Raw genomic sequence first — 22,239 nt, 5'->3', positions numbered from 1 at the left:
CGAACGAACGAGGGGAAGGCCGGCGTGACAGGCCGTACGGACGGAATCCGGCGGACACCGACGGCTGCCGGCGAGCAGCGGTCGTGGGCGCGGGAACTGCTCGATCACCTGCGGCCCGGCGGACGGGACGTGCGCAGGGTCCTGGACTGGCTGGCCGCCACCGCGCGCGCCGAGGTGTCCCTGCAGGACGCCGACGGCACGCTCGTCGCCGGGAGCGGACTGACGCTGGACGCGACCCTCGTCGCCGATCTCTGCTCCGGCCGCATCGCCTCCGCCGCCTGGGAGGGCGAGGGCCGCCACCTGCGTCTGGTGCGGATCGCCCACCCCACCCGGACCTGCGTCCTGGCCGTCTCCCGCGAGGCCCCCTACGACCGGCACACCTCCGACGTCGTCACGCACTCCGCCCAGGTGATCGAACTCCTGCTGACCGCGCACGAGACCACCGAGGCCGGACACCGGCTGCAACGGGCCACCTCCGACCTGCGCCTGGCGATCCTCCAGCTGCTGATGGTCGAGGACACCGTCGCCGCCCGCAGGGTCGCCGCGGGCCTGTGGCCCGGCCTGCTGGACGCCGACACCGCCTGCGTCTACGTCGTCGAGTGCGAGCCCGGCCGGCGCGAACTGCTCCTCGAGGAGTGCCTGGACACCACCCGCGAGGACGCCCTGGTCGTGCGGTGCCCCGCCGTCGACGGACACCTGATCGTCGTCAGCCCGCGCGAGGCGATCTCCGACGCCCTGCGCGTCCTGGTCGGCCGGCACGCGGACACCTTCCTCGGCGGCAGCGTCCGGCAGAGCCTGGCCCGTACCGCCACCGCCTACGCTCAGGCCGTCAGCGCCCTGGCGGTGGCCCGCTTCCGCGCGGACAAGACGGCCGTGTACGCCGAACGCACCCACCCCGAACGGCTGATGGACCCGGCTGCGCTGCGCGTCTGGAGCGCCCGGGTGCTGCGTCCGCTCGACGCGCTGGCGCACCACACCCGCGCCGAACTCCTCGCCACCACCCGCCTCGGTCTGGAGTTCACCGCCGTCAACACCGCCAAGATCCTCGGCGTCAGCCGCAACACCGTGCGCGCCCGCATGGAGCGCGTCGAGACCATGCTCGGCGTCGACTTCGACGACGTCACCGCCCGCGCCGTCGTCCACCTGGCCCTGCACACGCAGATCAACCTCCAGGACGCCAGGACCGGCATCGCCGCCGACGGGCACACCCCGGGCCTCGCCCATCTCCTGGCCGGCCCCGCCCTCGGCGCCTGGGCGCGGGAGCTGCTGGGCCGGCTGGACCTGGACTCCCGCAACGTGCGCCGCACGGTCCGCACCTGGATCGCCGCGGGCGGCAACGCCGAGCGGGCGGCGCAGAGCCTCGGCGTCCACGCGCAGACCGTCCGGGAGCACGTGCGCAGCGCCGAACCGGTCCTCGAACGCCAGCTGTTGGCCGCCGGGACCGACCTGTACGAGGTCGCCCTGGCCCATTTGGCGGTCGGTGACCTGGAGCGACCGCGCCTGTCGGGCGAGTAAACGGGGCGTTTCGGACTCAGTTGTGCACGGATGAGCCCTCGGCCGTCCGCAGCGGGCATCGGCGCGGTACACAGGGCGGGTGATTCCGCATAGTTTCGAACTCTGGCGGGGGCACGACCGGAACGGGGGACCGGTCGCGCCCCCGCCGCCTTTCGCTGTGTGCCTGCGGTGAGGACGGGTACCCGACCGCCGCTGTGGAGGCCCGCCCGCCCGGACCGGCGCGGTCGGGCCGGTAACGAGCACCGCGAAGAGGAGGACCGGATGACCAGTGACACGGAGACCGGCGGCGTCACCGGCACGCAGGACAAGGACTACAACCTCATCTGGTACGTCGAGGCGTGTCTGAGCAACGCGCTGCGCCTGGAGAGCTACATCCAGGACGCCGAGCGCGCCAAGGACACCGAGGTCGCCGACCTGTTCCGCAAGGCCCAGGCGGACAGCCGCAAGGGCGCGGAACTGGGCAAGGAACTGCTGAAGGCACGCCTGAGCGGAGGCTGACGCGCCGCGTCACGGAGCCCGGCCACCGTCGCCGCGGTGGCCGGGCCCGCGCCGCCCCACCCCCCCGTACGGACGCAGCGGGCCGTCCCGAGTCGCCGCACCCGGGGAGGCGGGGCAGCATGGCCCTCGTACGCACGCCCACGGCGGACGTCGATCAGCGCAAGGAGCCCACGATCATGACGGACGTTTCGAACCGGGGCCCCGCTCCGGGCGACGACCGCAAGGTACTCACCAACCGGCAGGGCCATCCCGTCCACGACAACCAGAACCAGCGCACCGTCGGCGCCCGCGGCCCGGCCACGCTGGAGAACTACCAGTTCCTGGAGAAGATCAGCCACTTCGACCGGGAACGCATCCCCGAACGCGTGGTGCACGCCCGCGGCGTCACCGCCTACGGATACTTCGAGGCGTACGGGAAGTGGGGCGACGAGCCCATCTCCCGCTACACCCGCGCCAAGCTCTTCCAGGAGCAGGGCAAGCGCACCGACCTGGCCGTGCGCTTCTCCACCGTCATCGGCGGACGCGACTCCTCCGAGGCCGCCCGCGACCCCCGCGGCTTCGCCGTGAAGTTCTACACCGAGGACGGCAACTGGGACCTCGTCGGCAACAACCTGGGCGTCTTCTTCATCCGGGACGCGATCAAGTTCCCGGACGTCATCCACGCCCTCAAGCCCGACCCGGTCACCTTCGAGCAGCAGCCGCGCCGCATCTTCGACTTCATGTCGCAGACGCCCGAGGCGATGCACATGCTCGTGAACCTGTTCAGCCCGCGCGGCATCCCGGCGGACTACCGCCACATGCAGGGCTTCGGCGTCAACACCTACAAGTGGGTCAACGCCGAGGGCGAGACCAAACTGGTCAAGTACCACTGGATGCCCAAGCAGGGCGTGCGCAGCATGACCGCGGAGGACGCCGCCAACGTCCAGGCGCAGGGCCTCGGCCACGCCACCAAGGACCTGTACGAGGCGGTCGAGCGCGGCGAGTACCCGGAGTGGGAACTGCTCGTCCAGATGATGGACGACCACGACCACCCGGAACTCGACTTCGACCCGCTGGACGACACCAAGACCTGGCCCGAGCAGGACTTCCCGCCGAAGCCGGTGGGCCGCATGGTGCTCAACCGGATGCCGGACAACTTCTTCGCCGAGAACGAGCAGATCTCCTTCGGCACCGGCGTCCTCGTCGACGGCCTGGACTTCTCCGACGACAAGATGCTCGTCGGCCGGACCTTCTCCTACAGCGACACCCAGCGCTACCGAGTCGGCCCCAACTACCTGCAACTGCCCGTCAACCAGGCCAAGAACGCCGACGTGCGCACCAACCAGCGCGACGGCCTGATGACGTACCACGTCGACGGCGGCGGCGAGAACCCGCACGTGAACTACGAGCCGTCGATCACCGGCGGACTGCGGGAGGGCGAGTACCCGACGCACGACGAGCAGGGCCCGGAGATCCGCGGCCGGCTCACCCGCAAGCGCATCCCCCGCACCAACGACTACCTGCAGGCCGGCCAGCGCTACCTGCTGATGGAGGACTGGGAGCGCGACGACCTGGTGAAGAACTTCGTCGACCTGATCTCCCAGTGCGACCGGGAGGTGCAGGAGCGCATGGTGTGGCACTTCCTGCTGGTCGAGAACGACCTCGGCCGCCGGGTCGGCGAGGGCCTCGGCATCGTGCCGGAGGACGTCGCCCACCTGGAACCGCTCGCGAGCCAGGACCTCACGGACGAGGACCGCAAGCGGCTGGCCAACCTCGGTGACAACCCGCCGCGCGACGTGGAGGGACTCACCATGACCCACTGCGTGCCCGACGAACGGCACGTGGTGACCCGGTGAGCGGTCACCCGGCCGGCGCCGGCCCCGCCACGGCGAGGGCCCGCTAGGGTCCGTCGTTTGGATCAGCGCGGCTGCGAGGTGCGGTGCCCTTTCGACCGGCCCGAGCGGGGTCTGGTGCGTGCAGCTGCACGGCGGAGGAGGGCGACAACGCGGTGGGGGTGCCCCCGCGCGAGCGGAGCCGAGCGTGGGGGAGTCGCCAACCGACGTCAACGCCGCAGATGCGCGTGCCGGCCCCCGCGACCCCGGGATGATCCGAACGAGGCCCGGCGGCGACCGAACAGCACGGCGTGCACCGGCAGCGAGACCGGCCGGTGCACGCCGACGCGTGTCCGCCCGCACGCCGGACTCTTCCCCGGCGTGCGGCAAGGGCCGCGCCCCTGTGGCACGGCCCACCGCGACCACGGTCGCCGCCGCCCGTCACGCGGGACGGTGAAATCCCGCCGCACACCGATCGGAACGCGACGCGCCGGGGGACCACTGGATTCATGACGAGTTCCTCCTTCCAGCGCACCCTCACCCTGCCCGCCGCGGTCTGCGAACAGGCCGCCCAGCACCTGGAACAGGCCGCCCGGCGGACGGTCGACGGGGCCGGAATCCCGCTGAAGGCGTTCCGCGCGGCCGCCGACAGCGACTACACCCTGCCCGTCTCGGTGGTGGAGCAGGCGGCGGGCTGCCTGCTGGTCCTGGCCACCGAGACCGCCCAGACCGTACGGCCCTCGGTCCTGCGCACCACCATCGGCGTCGCCCTGTCCCTGCGCGACGCCGTCCAGGCCGTCCACCGGCCCGCCCTCACCACCCGGTTCTGGTGAGGCCGCGCCGAATGCTCCCCACCCCGAGGGGAACCCGGCGAAGGCCCACCACCCACACTCCCAGGAGAAGGCCATGAGTCTGTTGCGCGTCCTCGGCCGTCCCATGCTCGCCTCGATGTTCGTCGCGGGCGGCCTGCAATCCGTCCGCAGCCCCGAGTCCGTCGCGCCGGCCGCCGAGCCCGTCGTGCAGCCCGTCACCGACCGCGTCGCGGTGCTGCCGGACCGCACCGAGGACGCCGTACGCCTCAGCGGTGCCGTCCAGCTCGTGGGCGGACTGCTGCTGGCCACCGGACGCATGTCCCGCCCGGCCGCGCTCGCGATCGCCGCGACGCTCGTGCCCACGACGCTGGCCGGGCACCGCTTCTGGGAGGAGGAGGACCCCGAGCAGCGCGTCCAGCAGCGCATCCACTTCCTGAAGAACCTCTCCATGCTGGGCGGCCTGCTGATCGCCGCCGACGACACCGGCGCCGCCCCGTCGCTGCTGTGGCGGAGCCGGCACGCCGCCCGGGACCTGCGCCGCGACGCCCACCTCGTCCAGCGGTCCGTGCGCGCCGGCGCCCGCCCCGCCGCGGCGGCCGGCCGCATCCGGGCCAAGCTGCCCGGGTGACGCACCCCGCCACCGTGTTAGCCCCCCGGGTGCGAGGGGACCCGTGGGGCGGGGTGGACCCGGCCGGGTGCCACCACGAACCGGAGGTGAGGACATGGGACACGGAGGCAACGTCATCGACGAACTGGTGACCGATCACCGGGAAGTCGAGGAACTCTTCGGCAAGATCGAGGAACTGCCGCCCGGCCACGCGGACCGCAAGGTGTACGCCGACCAGGTCACCATGGAACTGGTCCGGCACTCGGTGGCCGAGGAGGCGTACCTCTACCCGGCCGTGCGCGAGCACGTGCCCGACGGCGACGCCCTCGCGGACCGGGAACTCGAGGACCACGCCACGGCCGAGCGGACCATGAAGGACCTCGAAGCGTGTGACGCGGGCGACCCCGAGTTCGACCGGCTCATCGGCTCACTGATGAGCGAGATCCGCGGACACATCGCCGACGAGGAACAGAACCTGTTCCCGAGGCTGCGCGCCGCCTGCTCCGCGGAGACGCTCGACCAGCTCGGCGAGAAGGTCCGCCAGGCGAAGAAGACGGCCCCGACCAGGCCGCACCCGGCCGCCCCGGACAAGCCCCCGGCGAACAAGCTGCTGGCCCCGGGCGCCGGAATGGTCGACCGGCTGCGCGACGCGATGAGCGGACGCGGCAAGCTCGGCTGAGACGTGGACCACAGGCAGGGGCCCGTCGCCGTCGCGACGGGCCCCTGCGGTGCGCCCACCGTGCTCCCGACGCTGTGATCAACCCCACTCACCGCGCCAAGTCCCCCGCTCCCACCGCTCCTTGACACGTTCGCCCGCTCGGCGCGCGCCCGCCCGGAAACGACTCGGCGGGCCCTTCTGCCACGATGGTCCGCGCCCTGTCCCGGCGACGGGAGCCGCCGCGCAGCGCAGCCGGCGTTCCGCTCTCCGCGCCCCCTCCCGCTGAGCCCCCGGCTCGTCTCCGAGTAGCGCAACGTGTCTTCCTCGCCCACCCCTGCCCAGCCCGTCTCACGCTCCCCCTGGCGGTCCCTGCGACACCGCAGCATGCGCTGGTGGTCCGTCGCGAACTTCGTCTCCAACGCCGGTACGTGGATGCAGCTCACGGTGCAGAACCTGCTGGTGCTGCAGATCACCGGGTCCGCCGCCGCCACGGGCCTGTCGATGTCCGTGCAGGCCGCGCCGGCCCTGCTGATGAGCGTCCTCGGCGGCGCGGCCGTCGACCGCTGGCCGCGCAAGCTGACGGCCGCCGTCAGCCAGGCGCTGCTGGCCGCCATCGCCTTCACCACGGCCCTCCTGGTGGCCCTCGACCGGCTCGACATGACGTCCCTGATGGTGCTGGCCGCCGTGACGGGCGTCGTCGCCACCGTCGACAACCCGGCCTGCGCCCTGCTGGGCAACGACCTCGTGCCCGCCGAGGACGTGCCGTCGGCCATCGGGGTGGGCGCGCTGGTGTTCAACGCGGGCCGGCTCGCGGGCGCTGCGCTCGCCGGTGTGACCGTCGGCTTCCTCGGCACCGCCGCCGCGTACTTCGCCAACGGGTTCTCCTTCCTCTTCGTGACCGCGGTCATCCCCTTCCTGCGCCCGGCGGCCGGTGCTGCCCGGCAGGTCGTGGACAGGTCCGCGCGCCCGCGGAGCGAGATGACCGTCCGTGAAGGGCTGGCGTTCTTCGCCCGCCGACCGCGGCTGCTCGCCCTCGCCGGCGTCACCGGCATCAGCGCGGTCCTCGGCCGCAACTACGGGCTCACGCTCGCCGTGCTGGTCACCGGGCCGCTCGCGGGCGGCGCGGGCGCGTTCGGCACGGTGTCCACCGTCCTCGCCGTCGGCGGGATCCTCGGCGCGGTGCTCGGCGCGCGGCTTCGCAGGCCGACCGTGCGGCTCGTCGGCGCCCTCGCGGCGGCGGGCGCGCTGCTGCAGGTGGTGGCCGGGCTGTCGCCGTCGCTGACCGTGCTGCTGGTGCTGGTCCTGCCGATGGCCGTGGTCGAGTCCGTCTCCGACACCGCGGGCACGGCCGTGCTGCAGACCGACCCGCCCGCCCATCTGCGCGGCCGCGTGCTCGGCGTGTGGGGCAGCATCGGCACCGTGTGGGGCCTGGGCGGCCCGCCCTCGCTCGGCCTCCTCATGGAACTGGCCGGCCCCCGCGGTGCCCTCGTCACCGGCGGCCTGATCATCGCCGCGTCGATCGCCTCGGGCCACCTGCTGCGCACCCGCCGCGGCACCGCCCCGCTCCTGCTGCGCGGCCCGGGCACCGACGCACCGGCCCGCCCCGCCCTCGAAACCGCCGCCTGATCCCGTCCGCCTGATCCCGTCCGGCGGAGCAGGGCCGGCGCGGGACGGGCCCGCCCGGGCCCTGCTCCGCCGGTTCGCCGCCGGCCCGTCCGGCGCGTGCGGACGAGGCCCGTGCGGCGCCGGTCGGTGCGGGCGGCCGCAGACAGGGACTGCCTCGCGCGGCCCGCTCAGCCGTCCGCCGACTTCAGGGCGACCGCCGCCGCGCGGGCCGCGCGGCGGGTCAGCAGGGTGGTGGAGCGGCCGTCCAGGTACGGCAGCACCACCGCCTGGCCGCCCCAGCCGCGCAGCACCTCCGCCTCCGGCAGCGCCTGGACGGAGTAGTCCCCGCCCTTGACCCACACATCGGGCCGCAGCCGGTCCAGCACCGCCTCGGGAGTGTCCTCCTCGAACACCACCACCGCGTCCACGCTGCCCAGCGCGGCCAGCACCCTGGCCCGGTCCGCCGCCGGATTGAGCGGCCGGCCCGGCCCCTTGCGGCGGGTGACGGAGGCGTCGGAGTTGAGGCACACGATCAGGCAGTCGCCGATCCGCCGGGCGCTCTCCAGCAGGCCCACGTGCCCGGCGTGCACCAGGTCGAAGCAGCCGCCGGTGGCCACCACCGTGCCGCCGCGCGCCCGGATCGCCTCCGCCAGCTCGAACGCGTCGGCCGCGGGCGCCCGCGCCGGCCCGGGCACCGCCGGCGTGTGCCACAGGTCCGGGTTCGACGCCCCGCCCGCCGCGACGAACGCCGCGGCCTCGGCGACCGCCCGCTGCAGCGCCTCCTCGGGCAGCAGCCCGTCGGCCAGCGCGGCCACGGTCGTCGCGGCGAAACAGTCCCCCGCGCCGCACGGATCCCCCTCGGCCCGGAACGGCGCCGGGATCAGCATCGGCGTCCCGCCTCCGGGCCGGGTCAGCAGCACCCCGCGCTCACCGAGCGTCACGGCCACACCGGCCGCCCGCCAGCGCTCCGCCAGCTCCGCCCCGCGCTCGGCGAACGCGCCCAGCGACGACCCGGGCGCACCGGCGCACAGGGCGACCGCCTCCGCCGCGTTGGGCGTGGCGATCCGCGTCCCCGGCACCGGCGGGTCGCCCTTGGGATGCGGATCCCAGACCAGCGGGGTACGCCGGGCCGCCTCCTCCAGGTGCGGGCGTACGGCCCCGGCGGTGTGCCGGCCGTAGTCGGCGACGAGGACGGCGTGCGCGGCCGTGAGCGCCTCGCGCACCGCGTCGTCCGGCTCGCCGGGCGTCCCGCCGCCCCGGTCGATGCGCACCACCGGCCGCCCGCCCGCCAGCACCCGGGTCTTCACCGGCAGCGTGCCGTGCAGCGGCAGCTCCAGCAGCCGGACCCGGCCGCTCAGCTCCCGGCGTACGGCCTCACTGGCGGGGTCGTCGCCGAGCGCGGTCACCAGCACCACGTCCCGGCCGCCGCGCGCCGCCAGCGCGGCGGCCAGCCCGGCCCCGCCCGGATGCCGGCGGTCACCGGTGACGTCGACGACCGGCGCGGGCGCGTCCGGCGCCAGCCGGGTGGCGACCCCTTCGATATCCTCGTCGAGCAGCACGTCACCCACCACCACGAGCGGCTTCGGACCGGTCATGACATCCTCCCGGGAACGGCCGCCGCGTCCCGCGCGAGGGGCGCGGCCACGGCGGCGTCGAAACACTCGCAGAGCAGGTGCACGGCGACGAGATGCGTCTCCTGGACTGTCGCGGTGCTGCCCGCCTCCACGCACAGCGCCTCGTGGGCCGCCTCCACCAGCGGGTTCGGGCCGGGCCCGGTGAGCGCCCACACCCGCAGTCCGGCCTGCCGGGCGGCGACCGCCGCGGCGATGAGGTTGGCGCTGCGGCCCGAGGTGGACAGCAGCAGGAGCACGTCCCCGGGCCGCCCGTGGGCGGTCACCTGGCGGGCGTAGACGTGGTCGAAGCCGTAGTCGTTGCCGATGGCGGTGACGCTGGAGGTCTCCGCGTGCAGGGCGAGCGCCGAGTAGGCGCGCCGCTCCCGGCGGTAGCGGCCGACCAGTTCGGCGGTCAGGTGCTGGGCCTGGGCGGCGCTGCCGCCGTTGCCGGCGGCCAGCAGCCGTCCGCCGTCGGTGAGGACGGTGGCGAGCCTGCCGCCCCAGTCGGCGATCCGGGGCAGACCGTGCCGGCGGAAGCGGTCGAGGGCCTCCTGGAGCGACCGGCAGTGCAGATGCGCGGCGTCGAGCGCGGGGTGTTCGGTCATCCTGTTCGGGCGTACCGCCTCGGTGAGGACGGCGGCGGGACCCGCACCTCCTTCCAAACGTCGGACGTCGGCCGGCCGGGGCCGGCGGGTCAGGCGGTTCCGGTCGCGGCCGGTTCCGCGTCGAGGACCTCGCAGTACGCCGCCTCGGTGGCCGCGGCGATGCGCGGCCAGCCGTAGCGGCTGAGCACCCGGCGGCGGCCGGCCGCGCCGCACGCCTCCCGGGCCGCCGGGTCGGCGAGCAGCCCGGCCACGGCGCGGGCCAGCGCCTCGGGGTCACCGGGCGGCACCAGCCGGCCCGTGCCCGGGTCGGCGACCGTGTCGAGCTGGCCGCCGACCGCGCTCGCCACCACCGGACGACCGCACGCCATGGCCTCCAGCGGCACGATGCCGAACGGCTCGTAGTCGGCGGGGCACAGCACCACGTCGGCGGAGCGCAGCAGCGGCGGCACCTCACCGGCGTCCACCCCGCCGGTGAACCGCACCCGGTCGGCGACCCCGGCGTCCCGGGCGATGCCGCGCAGCCGGCGCACCTCCGGGTCGTCGTCGAGGCGGTCCGCGGGAGGCCCGCCGACCACCAGCAGCTCGGTGCCGGGCAGCCGGGCCAGCGCCGCCACCGACACCGCGGCGCCCTTGCGCGGCACCAGCCGGCCCAGCTGCACCAGCCGGTGCCGGTGCGGGCCGCCCGGCGCGGCGGGACCCATCGGCGTGAACCGGTCGGTGTCGACCCCGCACGGCACGACGCCGATCCGGGCGGCGGGCACGCCCATGCGGACCAGCTCGGCGACCTCGTCCCGGCAGGTGGCGACGACGCGGTCGCAGCCCAGCCCCACCTCGATCTCGCAGCCGATCCGCTCCGCGGGGCTGGTGTCGGCGAGCCGCTGGTGCCGGCGCTTGACCGTGCCGAGCGCGTGGAAGGTGTGCAGCAGCGGCAGCCCCAGCTCCCGCGCCGCCCACAGCGAGGCCACACCCGACATCCAGTAGTGCGAGTGCACCACGTCGGGGGTGCGGGCCCGCCACTCCCGCAGCAGCAGCCGCCCGAACTCCTCCATGTACGGCAGCAGCCGGTCCTTGGGCACCGGCTCCGGCGGGCCGGCCGGCACGTGGTGCACCTCGACGCCCTCCCGCAGCGCCACCCGGTCGGGCAGGGCGGGCGCGTCGCGGCGGGTGTGCACGGTGACCCGGTGGCCGCGGTCGGCGAGCGCCCCGGCCAGTGCGGCGACATGGACGTTCTGGCCGCCCGCGTCGACGCCGCCGAGCGTGGCGAGCGGGCTCGCGTGCTCCGAGACCAGCGCGATGTGCAGCACGCCCGGTGCGAGGGGGTCCTCGCCGAGCGGGCCGGCGGGCAGGGGGCCGAGGGGCGGGGTCATGAGCACACCTCCGTGATCAGGCGGTCCCAGTCGTCCAGGAACCGCTTCAGCCCGTACCGTTCGAGAGCGGCCTGCCGGGCCCGCGCCCCGTCGGCGGCGGCCGCCGCGGGGTCCGCCAGATAGCGGCGGGCGGCCCGGGCCAGGACGTCGGGCCGGTTGGACACGGTGCCCGCGCCGGCCGGCACCGCCTCCACCGCCTCGGTGGTGGCCAGCGCCAGGACGGGCATGCCCAGGTGCATGGCCTCCAGCAGGGACAGCCCGAGGGAGGTCCAGCGCACCGGGTGCAGGTACATCCGCCGCTCGGCCATGGCCGCGTGCAGGTCGTGCTGCGGCAGGTCGGCCGTGCGGCACCGGTCCGGCGGCAGCCCCAGATGCGCGGCCAGGCCCTCGGTGCGCATGCCGAACACGTCCAGCGGCACCGTCCGGGCGAACCCGGGCAGCAGGTCCGTACCCGTGTGACGGCCGCGCCGCTCGGGCTCGTTGACGACGACGGCGGCACGCTCCAGCCGCCCGGTGTAGCGGTGGCCCGGGTCCACGACGCCGTGCTCGATCACCTCGGTGCGGGTGGTGCCGCAGTCCCAGAACAACCGGTTGAAGTGCGTCACGTGCACGACGGTCAGATCGGCGCGGTCGGCGCACGGGTGCCGGGTGTCCGGTACGTCGCCGTTGGGGGCGTTGTGCTCCAGGTACACGGCCGGCACGTCCCGGCCGGGACGGCGGCCGCCCAGCCACCGCTCCGCCAGGGCGGCTTCGTGCGGCCGTTGCAGGATCACCAGGTCGAACGGCAGGTGCCGCAGCTCCTCCGGTGCGGCCTCGCGCACCGACGAGGGCCAGGAGAAGGTACGGGCCCGTCCGAGGCCGTCAGGGCCGCGGTCCGGGGTGACGGGGACGACGTAGCGGTGCGGGCCCTGCACGAACGCCGTCGTCCAGGAGCCGTGCACGTGCCACAGCAGGATGTTCATACGGCCTCTCCTCGGTCCGTCCGCTCCCCGCGCGACCCGCCGGACCCGCGGGAGGTCCGCCGGGCGAGCGCGCAGCGCCGCAACCGTGGCGGGCGCATTCCCGGGCGGGTGGAACACGGCACGCGCGGTGTCCCGGCGGGCGGCGCGGGGCCGACCGCCGGGGCCCGGTTGCGGGCGTGGCCGTTCACGAGCCCAGCCGTTCGCCGACCGGCGGACGGTGCGCGGGCGGCGCGCCGCCGGGCCGGTGCGCGGTGCGGCGAGCCGCGGCGCGGTGCACGAGGTGCCCGCGCAGCCAGTGCCAGGCGGCGGCCGGCGGGATGAGCACGCTGGTGACGGCCATGGTGACGATCTCGTCCCGGGTGCGCGGGCCCGGCAGGATCCGCGCGGCCGCGAACTCGCCGGTCCCCGCCAGCCATCCGGCGGCGCACACCGCCGCCGCGCCCGGCCGGCCGGACAGCGCGCAGCCCGCGGCCGCCAGCCCCGCGGCGGTCACCGCGAGATGCCTGCGCAGACGTCCCCGGGGCGCCTCGGCCCGCCGCCACCAGTCGCGTCCGTGCAGCCGGGTCATCAGCACGTCGTCGGCGTTGCCCGCCTGGAGCCGGACCGAGACCCAGCGCCCGGCGGGCCGCACCGGATGCGTGGTGGTGCGACGGCCCGCCGAGAGCGTCCACCCGGCGTCGAGGACCCGCAGGGCGAGGTCGGCGTCCTCCCGGAAGGCCCGCCTGAACCGTTCGTCGAAGCCGCCGACGGCCTCCAGCACCCGACGGCGGTACGCCATGTCGGCGGTGATGAAGCGGGCGCCTGCGAGACCGGCGGTGTTGCGCTCCCAGTCGGTGGGCCGGCGCCCGGCGGGCAGCGGAACCTCGATGCGGGCGGTGATCCCGGCGGTCGCCACGGTCGCTCCGGCCAGGTCGAGTGCGAGGTCGTCGGCCCAGGTGGGGCCGGGCACCACGTCGTCGTCCAGGAAGACGACCCACGGCACGTCCCCGGCGGCCCGCCACCCGGTGTTGCGCGCTGCGGCCGGGCCCCGTCCGCCGCCGGGCACGACGAGGGTGCGCGAGCGCAGCGACGGCGGGACGGCGGCGGTCAGCGCCACGCCGGCGGGACCCGGGCGGTCGTCGACCACCACGACCCGCGCCGGGCCCGGCCCCTCCGCCTCGGCCAGCGCCCGCAGGCACACGCCCAGGCTCGGCCGGCCCAGGGTCGGCACCACCACGGCGTACTCGCCGCCCGGAGCGGCGGGCCCGGTCACCGCAGCCCCCCGTCATCGGAACGGAAGAAGCCGTTCCGACGGATCGCGTACGGGCCGATGGCCAGCAGGTCGACGGGTGAGGAGCCGAAGCACTCCAGGGCGTCGCGCGGGTCGTCCACCATCGGCCGGCCCGCCGTGTTGAGGCTGGTGTTGACGACCACGGGCAGCCCCGTCAGCCGTTCGAACTCGCCCAGCATCCGCGCCACCAGGGGCTCGCGCGCCGGATCGACGGTCTGGATGCGGGCGGTGCCGTCGACGTGCACCACGGCCGGGATGCGCTCCCGCCACTCCGGCGCCACGTCGTGCACGAACAGCATGTACGGGCTGGGCAGCGGCCCGTCGAAGATGCCGGCGGCCCGGTCGGCGAGCACCATCGGCGCGACCGGCCGGAACTGCTCGCGGCCCTTGACGTCGTTGAGCCGCTCCAGGTTGCCCGCGTGCCCGGGGTGCGCCAGCAGCGAGCGGTGGCCGAGCGCCCGGGGCCCGTACTCGCTGCGGCCCTGGAACCAGGCGACGATGCCGTTGTCGGCCAGCGCCCGGGCCACGGTGGCGGCGATGTCCGGCGGCCGTTCGAACGGCACGGCGGCGGTCTTCAGCCAGGCGCCGAGTTCCGCGTCGCTCCAGTCCCGGCCGAGGTCGGCGCCGGGCATCGGCTCCGGCTCGTCGCCGGCGCCGGCGGACAGCAGCAGCGCGCCGCCGAGGGCGGTGCCCGCGTCACCGGCGGCCGGCTGCACCCACACCCGGGAGAACGGACCCTCGCGGGCGATGCGGGAGTTGGCGACGCAGTTCAGCGCCACGCCCCCGGCGAGGGTGAGCACCCGGTCGTGGGTACGGCCGTGCAGCCAGCGCACCAGGTCCAGCAGCGTCTCCTCCAGTACGGCCTGCGCACTGGCGGCGACATCGGCGTGGTCCCGGGTCCACGGTTCGTCCGGTCCGCGCGGCGCGCACAGCTCGTGCCAGGGCACGCCGGTGGCGTGGAAGCCGCCGTCGCCCGTCGCGTACACGTACCGGCGCAGTTCCTCCAGCAGGCGTGGGCGGCCGTGGGAGGCGAGGGCCATCACCTTGAACTCGTCGGAGGAGCGCAGGAAGCCGAGGTGCTCGGTGAGTTCCTCGTAGACCAGGCCGAGCGAGTGGGGCAGGTCCTGCGCGTAGAGGGGTTCGAGCCGGTCGCCGACGCGCCGGGCGGCCAGGTGGGAGGCGCGTTCGCCGCGGCCGTCCAGCACGAGGACGGAGGAGTCGCCGGCGTCCGGTGCGGCGAACGCGCCGGAGGCGGCGTGCGCCATGTGGTGCGGCACGAAGCGGACCAGTCCCGGGTCCAGACCGGGCAGCGCGGTGCGCAGGAAGCCGGGGGCCTCGCGCGCGTAGGTGAGCCGCAGGTGGTCCCACGGGTCGTCCAGGCCCATCGCGTCGGCGGGGCGGGCGAGCGCCGGATCGAAGGAGTAGGCGACCGCGTCCAGGTCCTGCGGACGCAGGCCGGCCCGTTTCAGGCACCAGGCGGCGGCCTTCTCCGGCAGCTCCCAGGCGGAGAACGGCAGTGGCCGCTTGCCGTGCTTGCGCCGGGAGAAGCGTTCCTCCTCGGCGGCGGCGACGGTCCGTCCGTCGATCACCAGGGCGGCGGCGGGGTCGTGGAACAGGGCGTTGATTCCGAGGATGCGCATGGCGGGCGGGCCTTTCGCGGATCGGGGCGGTGGGCGGGGCCGCGGTGTCCTGGGCCGGAGCGGACGGCCGCGCTCAGCGACCGGCCTCGGCGCGGAACCAGGCGATGGTGCGGCGCAGCCCCTCCTCGGCGCCCACCCGCGGCTCCCAGCCGAGCTTGTCGCGGGCCAGGGTGATGTCGGGGCAGCGCACGGCCGGGTCGTCCACCGGGCGTTCGATGTAGCGGATTGGCGAGCCGGAACCGGTGAGTTCGACGACGAGCCGGGCCAGGTCCAGCATGGTGATCTCGCCCGGGTTGCCGATGTTGACCGGACCGCGCATGCCGTGCGCGGCGGCCGCGAGGACGCCGGCCACCGTGTCGTCGACGTAGCACAGCGAGCGGGTCTGCCGGCCGTCCCCGGTCACCGTGAGCGGTTCTCCGGCCAGGGCCTGCCGTACGAACGTCGGCACCGCCCGTCCGTCGTGGCCGCGCATCCGGGGGCCGTAGGTGTTGAACAGCCGCACGATGCAGGTGTCGGTGCCGTGGGTCTCGGCGTGGGCGGTGGTCAGCGCCTCGCCGAAGCGCTTGGCCTCGTCGTAGACGCTGCGCGGGCCGACCGGGTTGACGTTGCCCCAGTAGCGCTCGTCCTGCGGGTTCTGCTGCGGGTCGCCGTACACCTCCGAGGTGGAGGCGAGGACGAAGCGGGCTCCGGAGTCCTGGGCGAGGCGCAGGGCGTTGCGGGTGCCGAGGCTGCCGGTCTCCATGGTGTGCAGCGGCAGCCGCAGGTAGTCGGCGGGGGAGGCCGGGGAGGCGAAGTGCAGTACGAGGTCGCACGGCCGGCCGACCGGCAGTTCCTCGGCGACGTCGGCCTGGACGAGCGTGAACCCGGGCCGGTCGAGCAGCGGCGTGACGTTCTCCGGCCGGCCGGTGCTGAAGTCGTCCACGCAGGTGACGGCGGCGCCCGCGTCCAGCAGGGCGGCGCACAGATGGGAGCCGACGAAGCCCGCGCCGCCGGTGACGACGGCGTGCTCCCACTTCCGGGATGTGGCGCTGGTCATGTCGCTCAGCCCTCCGTCGCAGGTGTCGGTGGCCGGGGCCGACCGGTGGCTACGGCGCCGGGCCGGGCCGTCGACCCCGGGAACCAGCCTGGGCCGCGCCCACACGGGTGGCACGGTCGCTTACTGCAAACCGGTGAAAGACGGAGCGTGAGAACACCGCGGTGCCTGCCGTTTCCGCAGGTCACGGCCGCGTGGAAGGGGCGTCAGGGGACCAGGGTGGCGTCCGGGTCCAGGCGGGCGAGCAGGGCCGGCCGGTGGAGCGAGGCCACGGGGGAGAGGAGGTCGGGGTGGCGCAGCAGGGCCCCGGCGCGCAGATCGCCCTCGTCGGGGTCGAGCAGGCGGCGGAACTCGGTGGACGGATGCCCGAGCGCGGTCGCCGCGACCGACGCGAGCCCCGGCTCGGCGAGCAGGCAGGCGGCCCAGCTGGCGACGACCTCGTCGACCCAGGTGCGCCACGGCTGCCGGCCGGCGTCCCCGGTGCCGGTGACCCGGTCGAGCCGCGCCGAACCGCCCGGGCCGGCCAGGCCGACCAGTGCCGCGTCCATCGCCGTCGGGTACCGCAACCGGGCGGCGAGCGTCGCCGCCTGCCGGGCCTGGGCCTCGCACAGCGCGGTGGCGAGCGCGCCGCCGGGCGCGGGGTAGGAACGTGTCAGCCACTGCGCGGTCGCCGCGATGACCGGGGAGAGATCTGCTTGCACTGCCGGGCCGTCCGAACCGAGGGGGAGAGGGACCGCACCGAACGGTAGCCGTCGTGGCACCCGCCCCGGCGTGACCCGGGCCTCGTTCGAGGCGTGGCCCCGGACACATCCGTGCCGCCGACGCACCCGTCCGGCCGCGTGTCCGCGGGACACCGCGGGGGCACCCGGCGGCCATGGACGTTCTCGGCCGCCCCCTCGTCGACCGCACCCTGCCGCTGCTGGCGGAGGGCTACGCCTGGCTGCCCAACCGGATGCGCGACACCCCGGGCCCCGTGGTGCGCACCCGCATCCTCGGCCGCCCGGCGCTCGCCCTGCGCGGGCCGGAAGCGGTGCGCTTCTTCTACGACGAACGCAATGTGCACCGGCACCGCGCCGTCCCCGAACCCGTGCTCGGCACGCTGTTCGGCCACGGGGCCGTGCACACCCTCGACGGCGCCGCCCACCGCGCCCGCAAGTCCCTGTTCCTGCCGCTGCTGGCGCCCGAGCGGGTGGCCGGCCTCGTCGACCACGTCACCGCCGCGTGGGACGACGCCGTACCCGACTGGAGCGGGCGCGGCGCCGTCGTGCTGTTCGACGAGGCGGCCACCGTGCTCACCGCCGGTGTCCACCGCTGGGCGGGGATACCGCTGGACGTCTGTGAGGAGCGGGCGACGGCCCGCGACCTGATCGCCATGGTCGACGGCTTCGCCACCGCCGGACCCCGCCACCTGCGGGCCCGGCGCGCCCGCGCCCGGCAGGAGGCCCGGCTGGTGCGCCACGTTCGTACCGGCGGGGCCTCGGCGCCCGCGGACTCGGTGCTCGACCTGGTGTGCCGGCACCGGGAGGCCGACGGGGCGCCGCTCGACGGGAGGACGGCCGCGGTGGAACTGCTCAACGTGGTGCGTCCGACGGCCGCCGTCGCCTGGTTCGTCGCCTTCACGGCGCACGCCCTGCACCGGTGGCCCGGACACCGGGCCCGGCTGGCGGACGGGGACGTCCCCTTCGTCACCGCCTTCGCGCACGAGGTCCGGCGCTTCTACCCGTTCGTGCCGTTCCTCGGCGGTCTGGCCGCCCGGGACCTGTACTGGCGGGGCGAGTGGGTGCCGGCCGGGGGACTGGTGGTGCTGGACGTGTACGGCCAGAACCACGACGAGTCGCTGTGGGGCGATCCGTACGCGTTCCGGCCGGAGCGCTTCCTCGGACGGCCCGTCGGGCGCGACGAACTGATCCCGCAGGGCGGCGGCGACCCCGCCACGGGCCACCGCTGTCCCGGCGAGGGCATCACCGTCGGCGTGCTGGAGGCGCTCGCCGTGCGGCTCGCCCGTATGGAGTACACGGTGCCGCAGCAGAACCTCACGATCCCGCTGCACCGCGTCCCGACCCGCCCGCACAGCGGCGTCCTGCTCGCCGCCATCCGCTGAACGCCCGTCAGCGGCGGCGCACCGGCGGCTTCCGGACGCACACCGCCGGTGCTCCCGCAGTGCCTGCCCGTCCTCCCCGCCACACCCGGTCTGTTGAAGAAGTGACCAAAGTGAGTCATGGGAAAAGTGGCATGAATTGTCCGATTGGGGTGATTCTGAGAGTGAAGGTACTCGCTACACCTCAGGGAGATGGTGTTATGCGTCCCGAAGAAACGGTCCGCGAAGTCACCGGAATCCAGAGCGCCGACATCGAGGCGGCTCTCGACCCGGTAGAGGCCGACGGTGTGTACCGCGACAGCCGCCAGTGCGCCGCCCTGGCCCTCCTCTCCGGCTCGACCAAGCTGCTGCTGTCGCCCCCGACCCCGCGTCCGAAGAAGGGCTGAACGGATCGACGGGAGTAGTCACATGGAGCAGTCGGGCACTTCGACCCTCTTGCAGGGCGCAGTGCAGGACATCGCTTCCGGCGTGGTCTCCGCCCTTCGGGGCGGAGACCACGCGCGAGCGGTCCCCCCGGCGGGGACCGACGGGGAAGCCGGAGAACTCGCGCTCGCCGCCGTACGCGTCCTCGGATCCGACGCGCTGCTGCCGGACCTGCTGCTGCGCACCCCGACCGACCCGGCGCAGGTGGCCCTCTTCCGCAAGGCGGTCGAGGCGTACCCGCCGCGCGCGGACGCGGCGCCCACCGTGCGATGGAGCCACTGGGGCATGGCCCGCACGCTCCGCAGGGTCGACCCCTCCTACACCGCCGGACCACCGGACGAGCCCGGCACCGGCTGGCTCGACGACGCCACCTGGCAGTTCCTCACCCATCAACTCGCCGTCCTGGCCCCGCTCGCGCTGCCCGGCGAGGACTGCGCGCTCGGCCGCCTCGCCGGCCGCCGGCCCGTGGACGTCGCCCGCGGCTTCGTGCGGGCCGTGCGCCGCCGGGACTGGCGGCAGGCCGCGGGCGCAGGTCGTTGGCTGACCCTGCTGTCCGGCGTACCGGACACCGTGGGCCTCGAGGCCGGCCTGGACTTCGTGGAGCTGATGGGCGGCCAGGACCCGCTCGTCGCCCTGCACGTACAGGCCGCGCGGCGGATGCGGGCCGGAGCGCTCGTGTGACCCCGCCCGAGGACACCCCCGACGTCCGGAGGATCGCCGAGGACGCCCTCGCCTGGGCCGACATCCGCCGCGACGGCTTCGCCCTCGGCGAGGACGCGCTCGCCGTCGACGGCGACGTCGACAGCAGCTGGAAGCCACTGGGCGAACTGGCCCAGGTCTGCGCGACCGTCGCCCACCACACCGCCCCCGCGGACCCCGTCCACCGGCGCGCCCGCGCGCTGCTGGAGTTCGCCTGGCAGGAGACCGGAGGAGGCGAACTCCTCCGGCGGCTGCAACGCCTGGAGCCCTTCGCCACCTATCCCCTCGAGGTGTACGCGGCCCTCGCCTCCGCCGGATTCCGGCACCCCGCCTTCGAGGAGACCGCCGCCGTGGTGGCCCGCACCCGCGGATGGCGGCTCACCGAACAGGACCCCACCCGCCGGCTGGGCGTGCTGCGCGCCGAGGAGCGCTGCGGCATCCACCGGCCCGCGCAGACACCGCAGTTGCTGTCGCGCACCTGGCTCGGCGGACTGCCGGAACCGTGGACCTTCGAGCGCGACGCCGGATACGCCCTGACCCACGTGGTCTTCCACCTCACCGACTGGGGACGCGAGCCGGAGGGCCTGCCGCCGGACCTCGTCTCCTACCTCGCCGACTGGCTGCCGCCCTGGCTCGACACCTGCCTGGAGGCGCGGATGTGGGACCTGAGCGGTGAACTGCTCGCCGTGGCCGCCGTCGTCGCCCGCCGCACCGGCGATCCGCCACCCCTGGACGCCTGGCAGCGGCTCGCCGCCGCCCGCCGCCCCTCCGGCGAGATCCCCCTCGAAGGCCGTGCCGCCGACTCCACCGCATCCGAAGTCACCGACGGCGAACGGTACTTCCTCCACCACTACCACTCCACCCTCATGGCCGCCTTCGCGGCGGTACTGACCGGCGCCCGCCCGGCCGGGCCGCCCGTCGGCGCCGGCGCGCGGCCCCGGCACGGCGGACAAGGAGCGCAGGCATGACCGACACCCGCATCGTCCACACCGTCGGAGTCGGCGCCATGGAATGGCTGTGGGCCCACCGCGACGGCTTCCGGCTGGAGCCCGACGCGGACCCCGAGGTCGGCTTCCTGGAACGCTTCAAACCCGTCGGCGAACTCGCCCTGGTCTGCAAGGTGCTGTTCCGCGAAGGCGTCGCGGGCTCCCGCCAGGCCGACCTCGCCCGCCGGCTGCTCGACCACGTCTGGCGCGAAACCCTGGACGGCGGCACCATGCTGGTGCGCGGACAGCGCACCGAGCCCGCCTCACCCATCCCGTTCGAGGTGTACCTGCCGTTCCGGGAACTCGGCTACAGCCAGCCCGAGGTGGAGCGCGCCGTCGTCCTGAACCACCGGCTGGACAGCTGGCGGGCCTTCGAGGCCACGCCCACCCGGCGGCTCGGACTCTCCGCCTTCCAGCGCCGCTTCGGACTCACCCCCCGGCCCGCCGAGGACGAGGCCCTGCGCGCCACCTGGCTGGCCCACACCCCGGAACCCTGGACCGTCGAGGGCCACATCGCCTACGACATCACCCACTGCGTGTTCCACCTGACCGACTGGGGCGAGAACCCCGCCGGCCTGCCCGCGGACATCGCCGACTACCTTGCCACCTGGCTGCCCGCCTGGATCGACGACTGGCTGGACCTGGAGCGCTGGGACCTGCTCGGCGAACTCCTCGTCGTCGACGCCTGCCTGCCCCGCCCCACCCTGGACGAGCCGGCCTGGCGCGCCTTCGCCGCCGCACAGCAGCCCGACGGCGCCATGCCCGCGATCCGCGTGATGCCCGAGGGCGACGAGGAGGCGGTCTTCGACATCGTGTACCACTCGACGCTGGTCGCCGCCTTCGCCTCCGTACTGGCCACCTCCCGCGCCCTGACCGAGCTGGCCCGGGCCTCGTGACGACGGCGTACCGCACCTGGCCGGGCGAGCCGCCCGACCAGGAGGACCGGCCCGCCGCCCGCCCGGACCCGGCGCCGGACGACGAACACCGGGACGAACGGCTCACGGACGCCGTCGCCGCCGCCGACGCCCCCGACGTCGTCCTCGCCCTCTCCCGCCACGGCCGGCGCACCGTACGCACCGGCGGCACCGCCCCGCCCCCGCCGCACCCCCGCGACACCCTGCGCTACGAGATCGGCTCGGCCACCAAGACCTTCACCGCGCTGCTGCTGGCCCGGCTGGTCGACAGCGGCCGGCTGCACGGCGGGGAACCGGCCGCCACCCTCCTCGACCGCGGCCGCCCGCCGGGCACGGCACCCGTCACCCTCGCCCACCTCGTCACCCACACCGCCGGACTGCCGGTCCTCCCGCCCGGCTTCTACGTCCGCGCCCTGCCCGCCTGGCGCAGCAACCCCTACGCCCGCTACGGCGACGCGCGCGTCGTCGACGCCTTCCTGCGCCACCGCCCCCGGCACCGGCCCGGCACCCGCTGGCGCTACTCCAACTTCGGCGTCGCCGTTCTCGGCCACGCCCTCGCCGCCGCCACCGGCACCCCGTGGCAGGACCTCGTCACCGGTCAGCTGCTCGAACCGCTCGCGCTGCACGACACGACCCTGCGGGCCGGCACCGACGGGCGCGACGCCACCGGGCACACCAAGGACGGCGGCAGGCCCGTGCCCGCCTTCGATGCGGGCGGCTTCCAGGCGGCCGGCGCCGTCCGCGCCACCCCGCACGACCTGCTCACCTTCCTCGAGGCCCACCTCGACCCGGGCGCCTCACCGGCGCTGGCCGGCGCGCTGAACGCCGTACGCACCCCCGTGCTGCGGCGCGGGCTGGGACACCGGCACGTCCACACCGTCGGCTGGTTCCGGCACCCGACGGACGCCGGTCCGATGTACTTCCACAGCGGCGCGACGCTCGGCCAGCAGACGTTCCTCGGCTTCCGGCCCGGCACCGGCACGGCCCTGGCCGCCGTGTGCACCCGCCGCTTCCGCGCCCGCGACCCGTTCCTGGCGACCGCCTACGCCCTGCTCGCGCAGGAGTGACCCGGGCCGCCAGGACACGGGTACGGCGCCGACCACGGCCCTCGCGGGCCGCCGTC

General features: G+C 75.2%; 21 protein-coding genes. 13 read left to right on the top strand and 8 right to left on the bottom strand.

Translation table 11 applies throughout. The features are described from left to right. The first annotated feature begins 24 nt into the window (after window positions 1-24). From FGW31_RS02045 to FGW31_RS02015, 7 genes are all read left to right on the top strand, one after another. Window positions 25-1,515 carry a helix-turn-helix domain-containing protein gene (locus FGW31_RS02045; RefSeq protein ID WP_142191554.1) on the top strand — a complete coding sequence of 497 codons (1,491 nt, stop codon included), beginning with the start codon at window positions 25-27 and terminating at the stop codon, window positions 1,513-1,515. A 261-nt stretch (window positions 1,516-1,776) separates the two neighbouring features. Then, entirely contained in the window at window positions 1,777-2,013 is a 237-nt protein-coding gene (locus tag FGW31_RS02040; RefSeq protein WP_142191553.1) for a hypothetical protein, read from the top strand. A gap of 176 nt (window positions 2,014-2,189) precedes the next feature. Beyond that, entirely contained in the window at window positions 2,190-3,848 is a 1,659-nt protein-coding gene (locus FGW31_RS02035) for a catalase (protein ID WP_142191552.1), read from the top strand. A 485-nt stretch (window positions 3,849-4,333) separates the two neighbouring features. Beyond that, on the top strand, window positions 4,334-4,657 hold the full coding sequence (locus FGW31_RS02030) for a hypothetical protein (protein WP_142191551.1): 324 nt from the start codon (window positions 4,334-4,336) through the stop codon (window positions 4,655-4,657). Window positions 4,658-4,730: 73 nt separating this feature from the next. Continuing rightward, the gene (locus FGW31_RS02025; RefSeq protein WP_142191550.1) at window positions 4,731-5,264 is read left to right on the top strand and encodes a DoxX family protein; all 534 of its coding nucleotides are present in this window, start codon (window positions 4,731-4,733) and stop codon (window positions 5,262-5,264) included. Between the two features lie 94 nt (window positions 5,265-5,358). After that, window positions 5,359-5,922: a hemerythrin domain-containing protein gene (locus tag FGW31_RS02020; protein WP_142191549.1), complete on the top strand. Its 564-nt coding sequence runs from the start codon at window positions 5,359-5,361 to the stop codon at window positions 5,920-5,922. A gap of 363 nt (window positions 5,923-6,285) precedes the next feature. Continuing rightward, window positions 6,286-7,527 carry an MFS transporter gene (locus FGW31_RS02015; RefSeq protein ID WP_220511429.1) on the top strand — a complete coding sequence of 414 codons (1,242 nt, stop codon included), beginning with the start codon at window positions 6,286-6,288 and terminating at the stop codon, window positions 7,525-7,527. 167 nt (window positions 7,528-7,694) lie between these two features. Here the strand turns inward: FGW31_RS02015 and rfaE2 are convergent, their stop codons facing one another. The 8 genes from rfaE2 to FGW31_RS01975 form a co-directional block, all read right to left on the bottom strand. Then, window positions 7,695-9,101: a D-glycero-beta-D-manno-heptose 1-phosphate adenylyltransferase gene (gene rfaE2 / locus FGW31_RS02010; RefSeq protein WP_142191547.1), complete on the bottom strand. Its 1,407-nt coding sequence runs from the start codon at window positions 9,099-9,101 to the stop codon at window positions 7,695-7,697. Beyond that, window positions 9,098-9,724: a D-sedoheptulose-7-phosphate isomerase gene (locus FGW31_RS02005; protein ID WP_142191546.1), complete on the bottom strand. Its 627-nt coding sequence runs from the start codon at window positions 9,722-9,724 to the stop codon at window positions 9,098-9,100. Before FGW31_RS02005 ends, rfaE2 begins: the two co-directional genes overlap by 4 nt. Window positions 9,725-9,813: 89 nt before the next feature. Next, window positions 9,814-11,091, bottom strand: coding sequence for a glycosyltransferase (locus FGW31_RS02000; protein WP_142191545.1), 1,278 nt, complete (start codon window positions 11,089-11,091; stop codon window positions 9,814-9,816). Continuing rightward, complete coding sequence (locus tag FGW31_RS01995; protein WP_142191544.1) at window positions 11,088-12,053, bottom strand: glycosyltransferase; 966 nt, start codon at window positions 12,051-12,053, stop codon at window positions 11,088-11,090. The genes FGW31_RS02000 and FGW31_RS01995 overlap by 4 nt, the downstream gene beginning before the upstream one ends. 184 nt (window positions 12,054-12,237) lie before the next feature. Next, the gene (locus tag FGW31_RS01990) at window positions 12,238-13,305 is read right to left on the bottom strand and encodes a glycosyltransferase family 2 protein (protein ID WP_142191543.1); all 1,068 of its coding nucleotides are present in this window, start codon (window positions 13,303-13,305) and stop codon (window positions 12,238-12,240) included. After that, entirely contained in the window at window positions 13,302-14,963 is a 1,662-nt protein-coding gene (locus FGW31_RS01985) for a carbamoyltransferase family protein (RefSeq protein WP_142191542.1), read from the bottom strand. Before FGW31_RS01985 ends, FGW31_RS01990 begins: the two co-directional genes overlap by 4 nt. A 73-nt stretch (window positions 14,964-15,036) precedes the next feature. Next, complete coding sequence (locus FGW31_RS01980) at window positions 15,037-15,999, bottom strand: NAD-dependent epimerase/dehydratase family protein (RefSeq protein WP_142191541.1); 963 nt, start codon at window positions 15,997-15,999, stop codon at window positions 15,037-15,039. Window positions 16,000-16,202: 203 nt separating this feature from the next. Next, complete coding sequence (locus FGW31_RS01975) at window positions 16,203-16,697, bottom strand: hypothetical protein (protein WP_142191540.1); 495 nt, start codon at window positions 16,695-16,697, stop codon at window positions 16,203-16,205. 173 nt (window positions 16,698-16,870) lie between these two features. Between FGW31_RS01975 and FGW31_RS01970 the strand changes: the two genes are divergently transcribed. The 6 genes from FGW31_RS01970 to FGW31_RS35450 all read left to right on the top strand — a co-directional run bounded on the left by FGW31_RS01970 (window position 16,871) and on the right by FGW31_RS35450 (window position 22,183). Continuing rightward, window positions 16,871-18,097: a cytochrome P450 gene (locus tag FGW31_RS01970; protein WP_142191539.1), complete on the top strand. Its 1,227-nt coding sequence runs from the start codon at window positions 16,871-16,873 to the stop codon at window positions 18,095-18,097. Between the two features lie 197 nt (window positions 18,098-18,294). Then, the gene (locus FGW31_RS01965; RefSeq protein ID WP_142191538.1) at window positions 18,295-18,480 is read left to right on the top strand and encodes a hypothetical protein; all 186 of its coding nucleotides are present in this window, start codon (window positions 18,295-18,297) and stop codon (window positions 18,478-18,480) included. 22 nt (window positions 18,481-18,502) lie between these two features. After that, window positions 18,503-19,198: a hypothetical protein gene (locus tag FGW31_RS01960; RefSeq protein WP_142191537.1), complete on the top strand. Its 696-nt coding sequence runs from the start codon at window positions 18,503-18,505 to the stop codon at window positions 19,196-19,198. Beyond that, window positions 19,195-20,184, top strand: a complete 990-nt coding sequence (locus FGW31_RS01955) for a DUF6895 family protein (RefSeq protein ID WP_142191536.1) — start codon at window positions 19,195-19,197, stop codon at window positions 20,182-20,184. Before FGW31_RS01960 ends, FGW31_RS01955 begins: the two co-directional genes overlap by 4 nt. Next, window positions 20,181-21,098 (top strand): DUF6895 family protein, encoded by a 918-nt coding sequence (locus tag FGW31_RS35455; protein ID WP_233288500.1) that lies wholly within the window; start codon window positions 20,181-20,183, stop codon window positions 21,096-21,098. The genes FGW31_RS01955 and FGW31_RS35455 overlap by 4 nt, the downstream gene beginning before the upstream one ends. Beyond that, the gene (locus tag FGW31_RS35450; RefSeq protein WP_233452350.1) at window positions 21,095-22,183 is read left to right on the top strand and encodes a serine hydrolase domain-containing protein; all 1,089 of its coding nucleotides are present in this window, start codon (window positions 21,095-21,097) and stop codon (window positions 22,181-22,183) included. The genes FGW31_RS35455 and FGW31_RS35450 overlap by 4 nt, the downstream gene beginning before the upstream one ends. The last annotated feature ends 56 nt before the right edge of the window (window positions 22,184-22,239 follow it).

This window comes from Streptomyces calvus (assembly GCF_006782915.1).
GTDB lineage: Bacteria > Actinomycetota > Actinomycetes > Streptomycetales > Streptomycetaceae > Streptomyces > Streptomyces calvus.
This window is presented reverse-complemented; position numbering and strand designations above follow the sequence as displayed.

What these genes read in the sequence shown, in the direction of transcription:
- FGW31_RS01965 (WP_142191538.1), top strand. Translation starts at nt 18,295, where the DNA reads ATGCGTCCCGAAGAAACGGTCCGCGAAGTCACCGGAATCCAGAGCGCC.
- FGW31_RS35455 (WP_233288500.1), top strand. Translation starts at nt 20,181, where the DNA reads ATGACCGACACCCGCATCGTCCACACCGTCGGAGTCGGCGCCATGGAA.
- FGW31_RS01960 (WP_142191537.1), top strand. Translation starts at nt 18,503, where the DNA reads ATGGAGCAGTCGGGCACTTCGACCCTCTTGCAGGGCGCAGTGCAGGAC.
- FGW31_RS01980 (WP_142191541.1), bottom strand. Translation starts at nt 15,999, where the DNA reads ATGACCAGCGCCACATCCCGGAAGTGGGAGCACGCCGTCGTCACCGGC.
- FGW31_RS02025 (WP_142191550.1), top strand. Translation starts at nt 4,731, where the DNA reads ATGAGTCTGTTGCGCGTCCTCGGCCGTCCCATGCTCGCCTCGATGTTC.
- rfaE2 (WP_142191547.1), bottom strand. Translation starts at nt 9,101, where the DNA reads ATGACCGGTCCGAAGCCGCTCGTGGTGGTGGGTGACGTGCTGCTCGAC.
- FGW31_RS02035 (WP_142191552.1), top strand. Translation starts at nt 2,190, where the DNA reads ATGACGGACGTTTCGAACCGGGGCCCCGCTCCGGGCGACGACCGCAAG.
- FGW31_RS02030 (WP_142191551.1), top strand. Translation starts at nt 4,334, where the DNA reads ATGACGAGTTCCTCCTTCCAGCGCACCCTCACCCTGCCCGCCGCGGTC.
- FGW31_RS02000 (WP_142191545.1), bottom strand. Translation starts at nt 11,091, where the DNA reads ATGACCCCGCCCCTCGGCCCCCTGCCCGCCGGCCCGCTCGGCGAGGAC.
- FGW31_RS01995 (WP_142191544.1), bottom strand. Translation starts at nt 12,053, where the DNA reads ATGAACATCCTGCTGTGGCACGTGCACGGCTCCTGGACGACGGCGTTC.
- FGW31_RS02015 (WP_220511429.1), top strand. Translation starts at nt 6,286, where the DNA reads ATGCGCTGGTGGTCCGTCGCGAACTTCGTCTCCAACGCCGGTACGTGG.
- FGW31_RS02005 (WP_142191546.1), bottom strand. Translation starts at nt 9,724, where the DNA reads ATGACCGAACACCCCGCGCTCGACGCCGCGCATCTGCACTGCCGGTCG.
- FGW31_RS02020 (WP_142191549.1), top strand. Translation starts at nt 5,359, where the DNA reads ATGGGACACGGAGGCAACGTCATCGACGAACTGGTGACCGATCACCGG.
- FGW31_RS01985 (WP_142191542.1), bottom strand. Translation starts at nt 14,963, where the DNA reads ATGCGCATCCTCGGAATCAACGCCCTGTTCCACGACCCCGCCGCCGCC.
- FGW31_RS01970 (WP_142191539.1), top strand. Translation starts at nt 16,871, where the DNA reads ATGGACGTTCTCGGCCGCCCCCTCGTCGACCGCACCCTGCCGCTGCTG.
- FGW31_RS02040 (WP_142191553.1), top strand. Translation starts at nt 1,777, where the DNA reads ATGACCAGTGACACGGAGACCGGCGGCGTCACCGGCACGCAGGACAAG.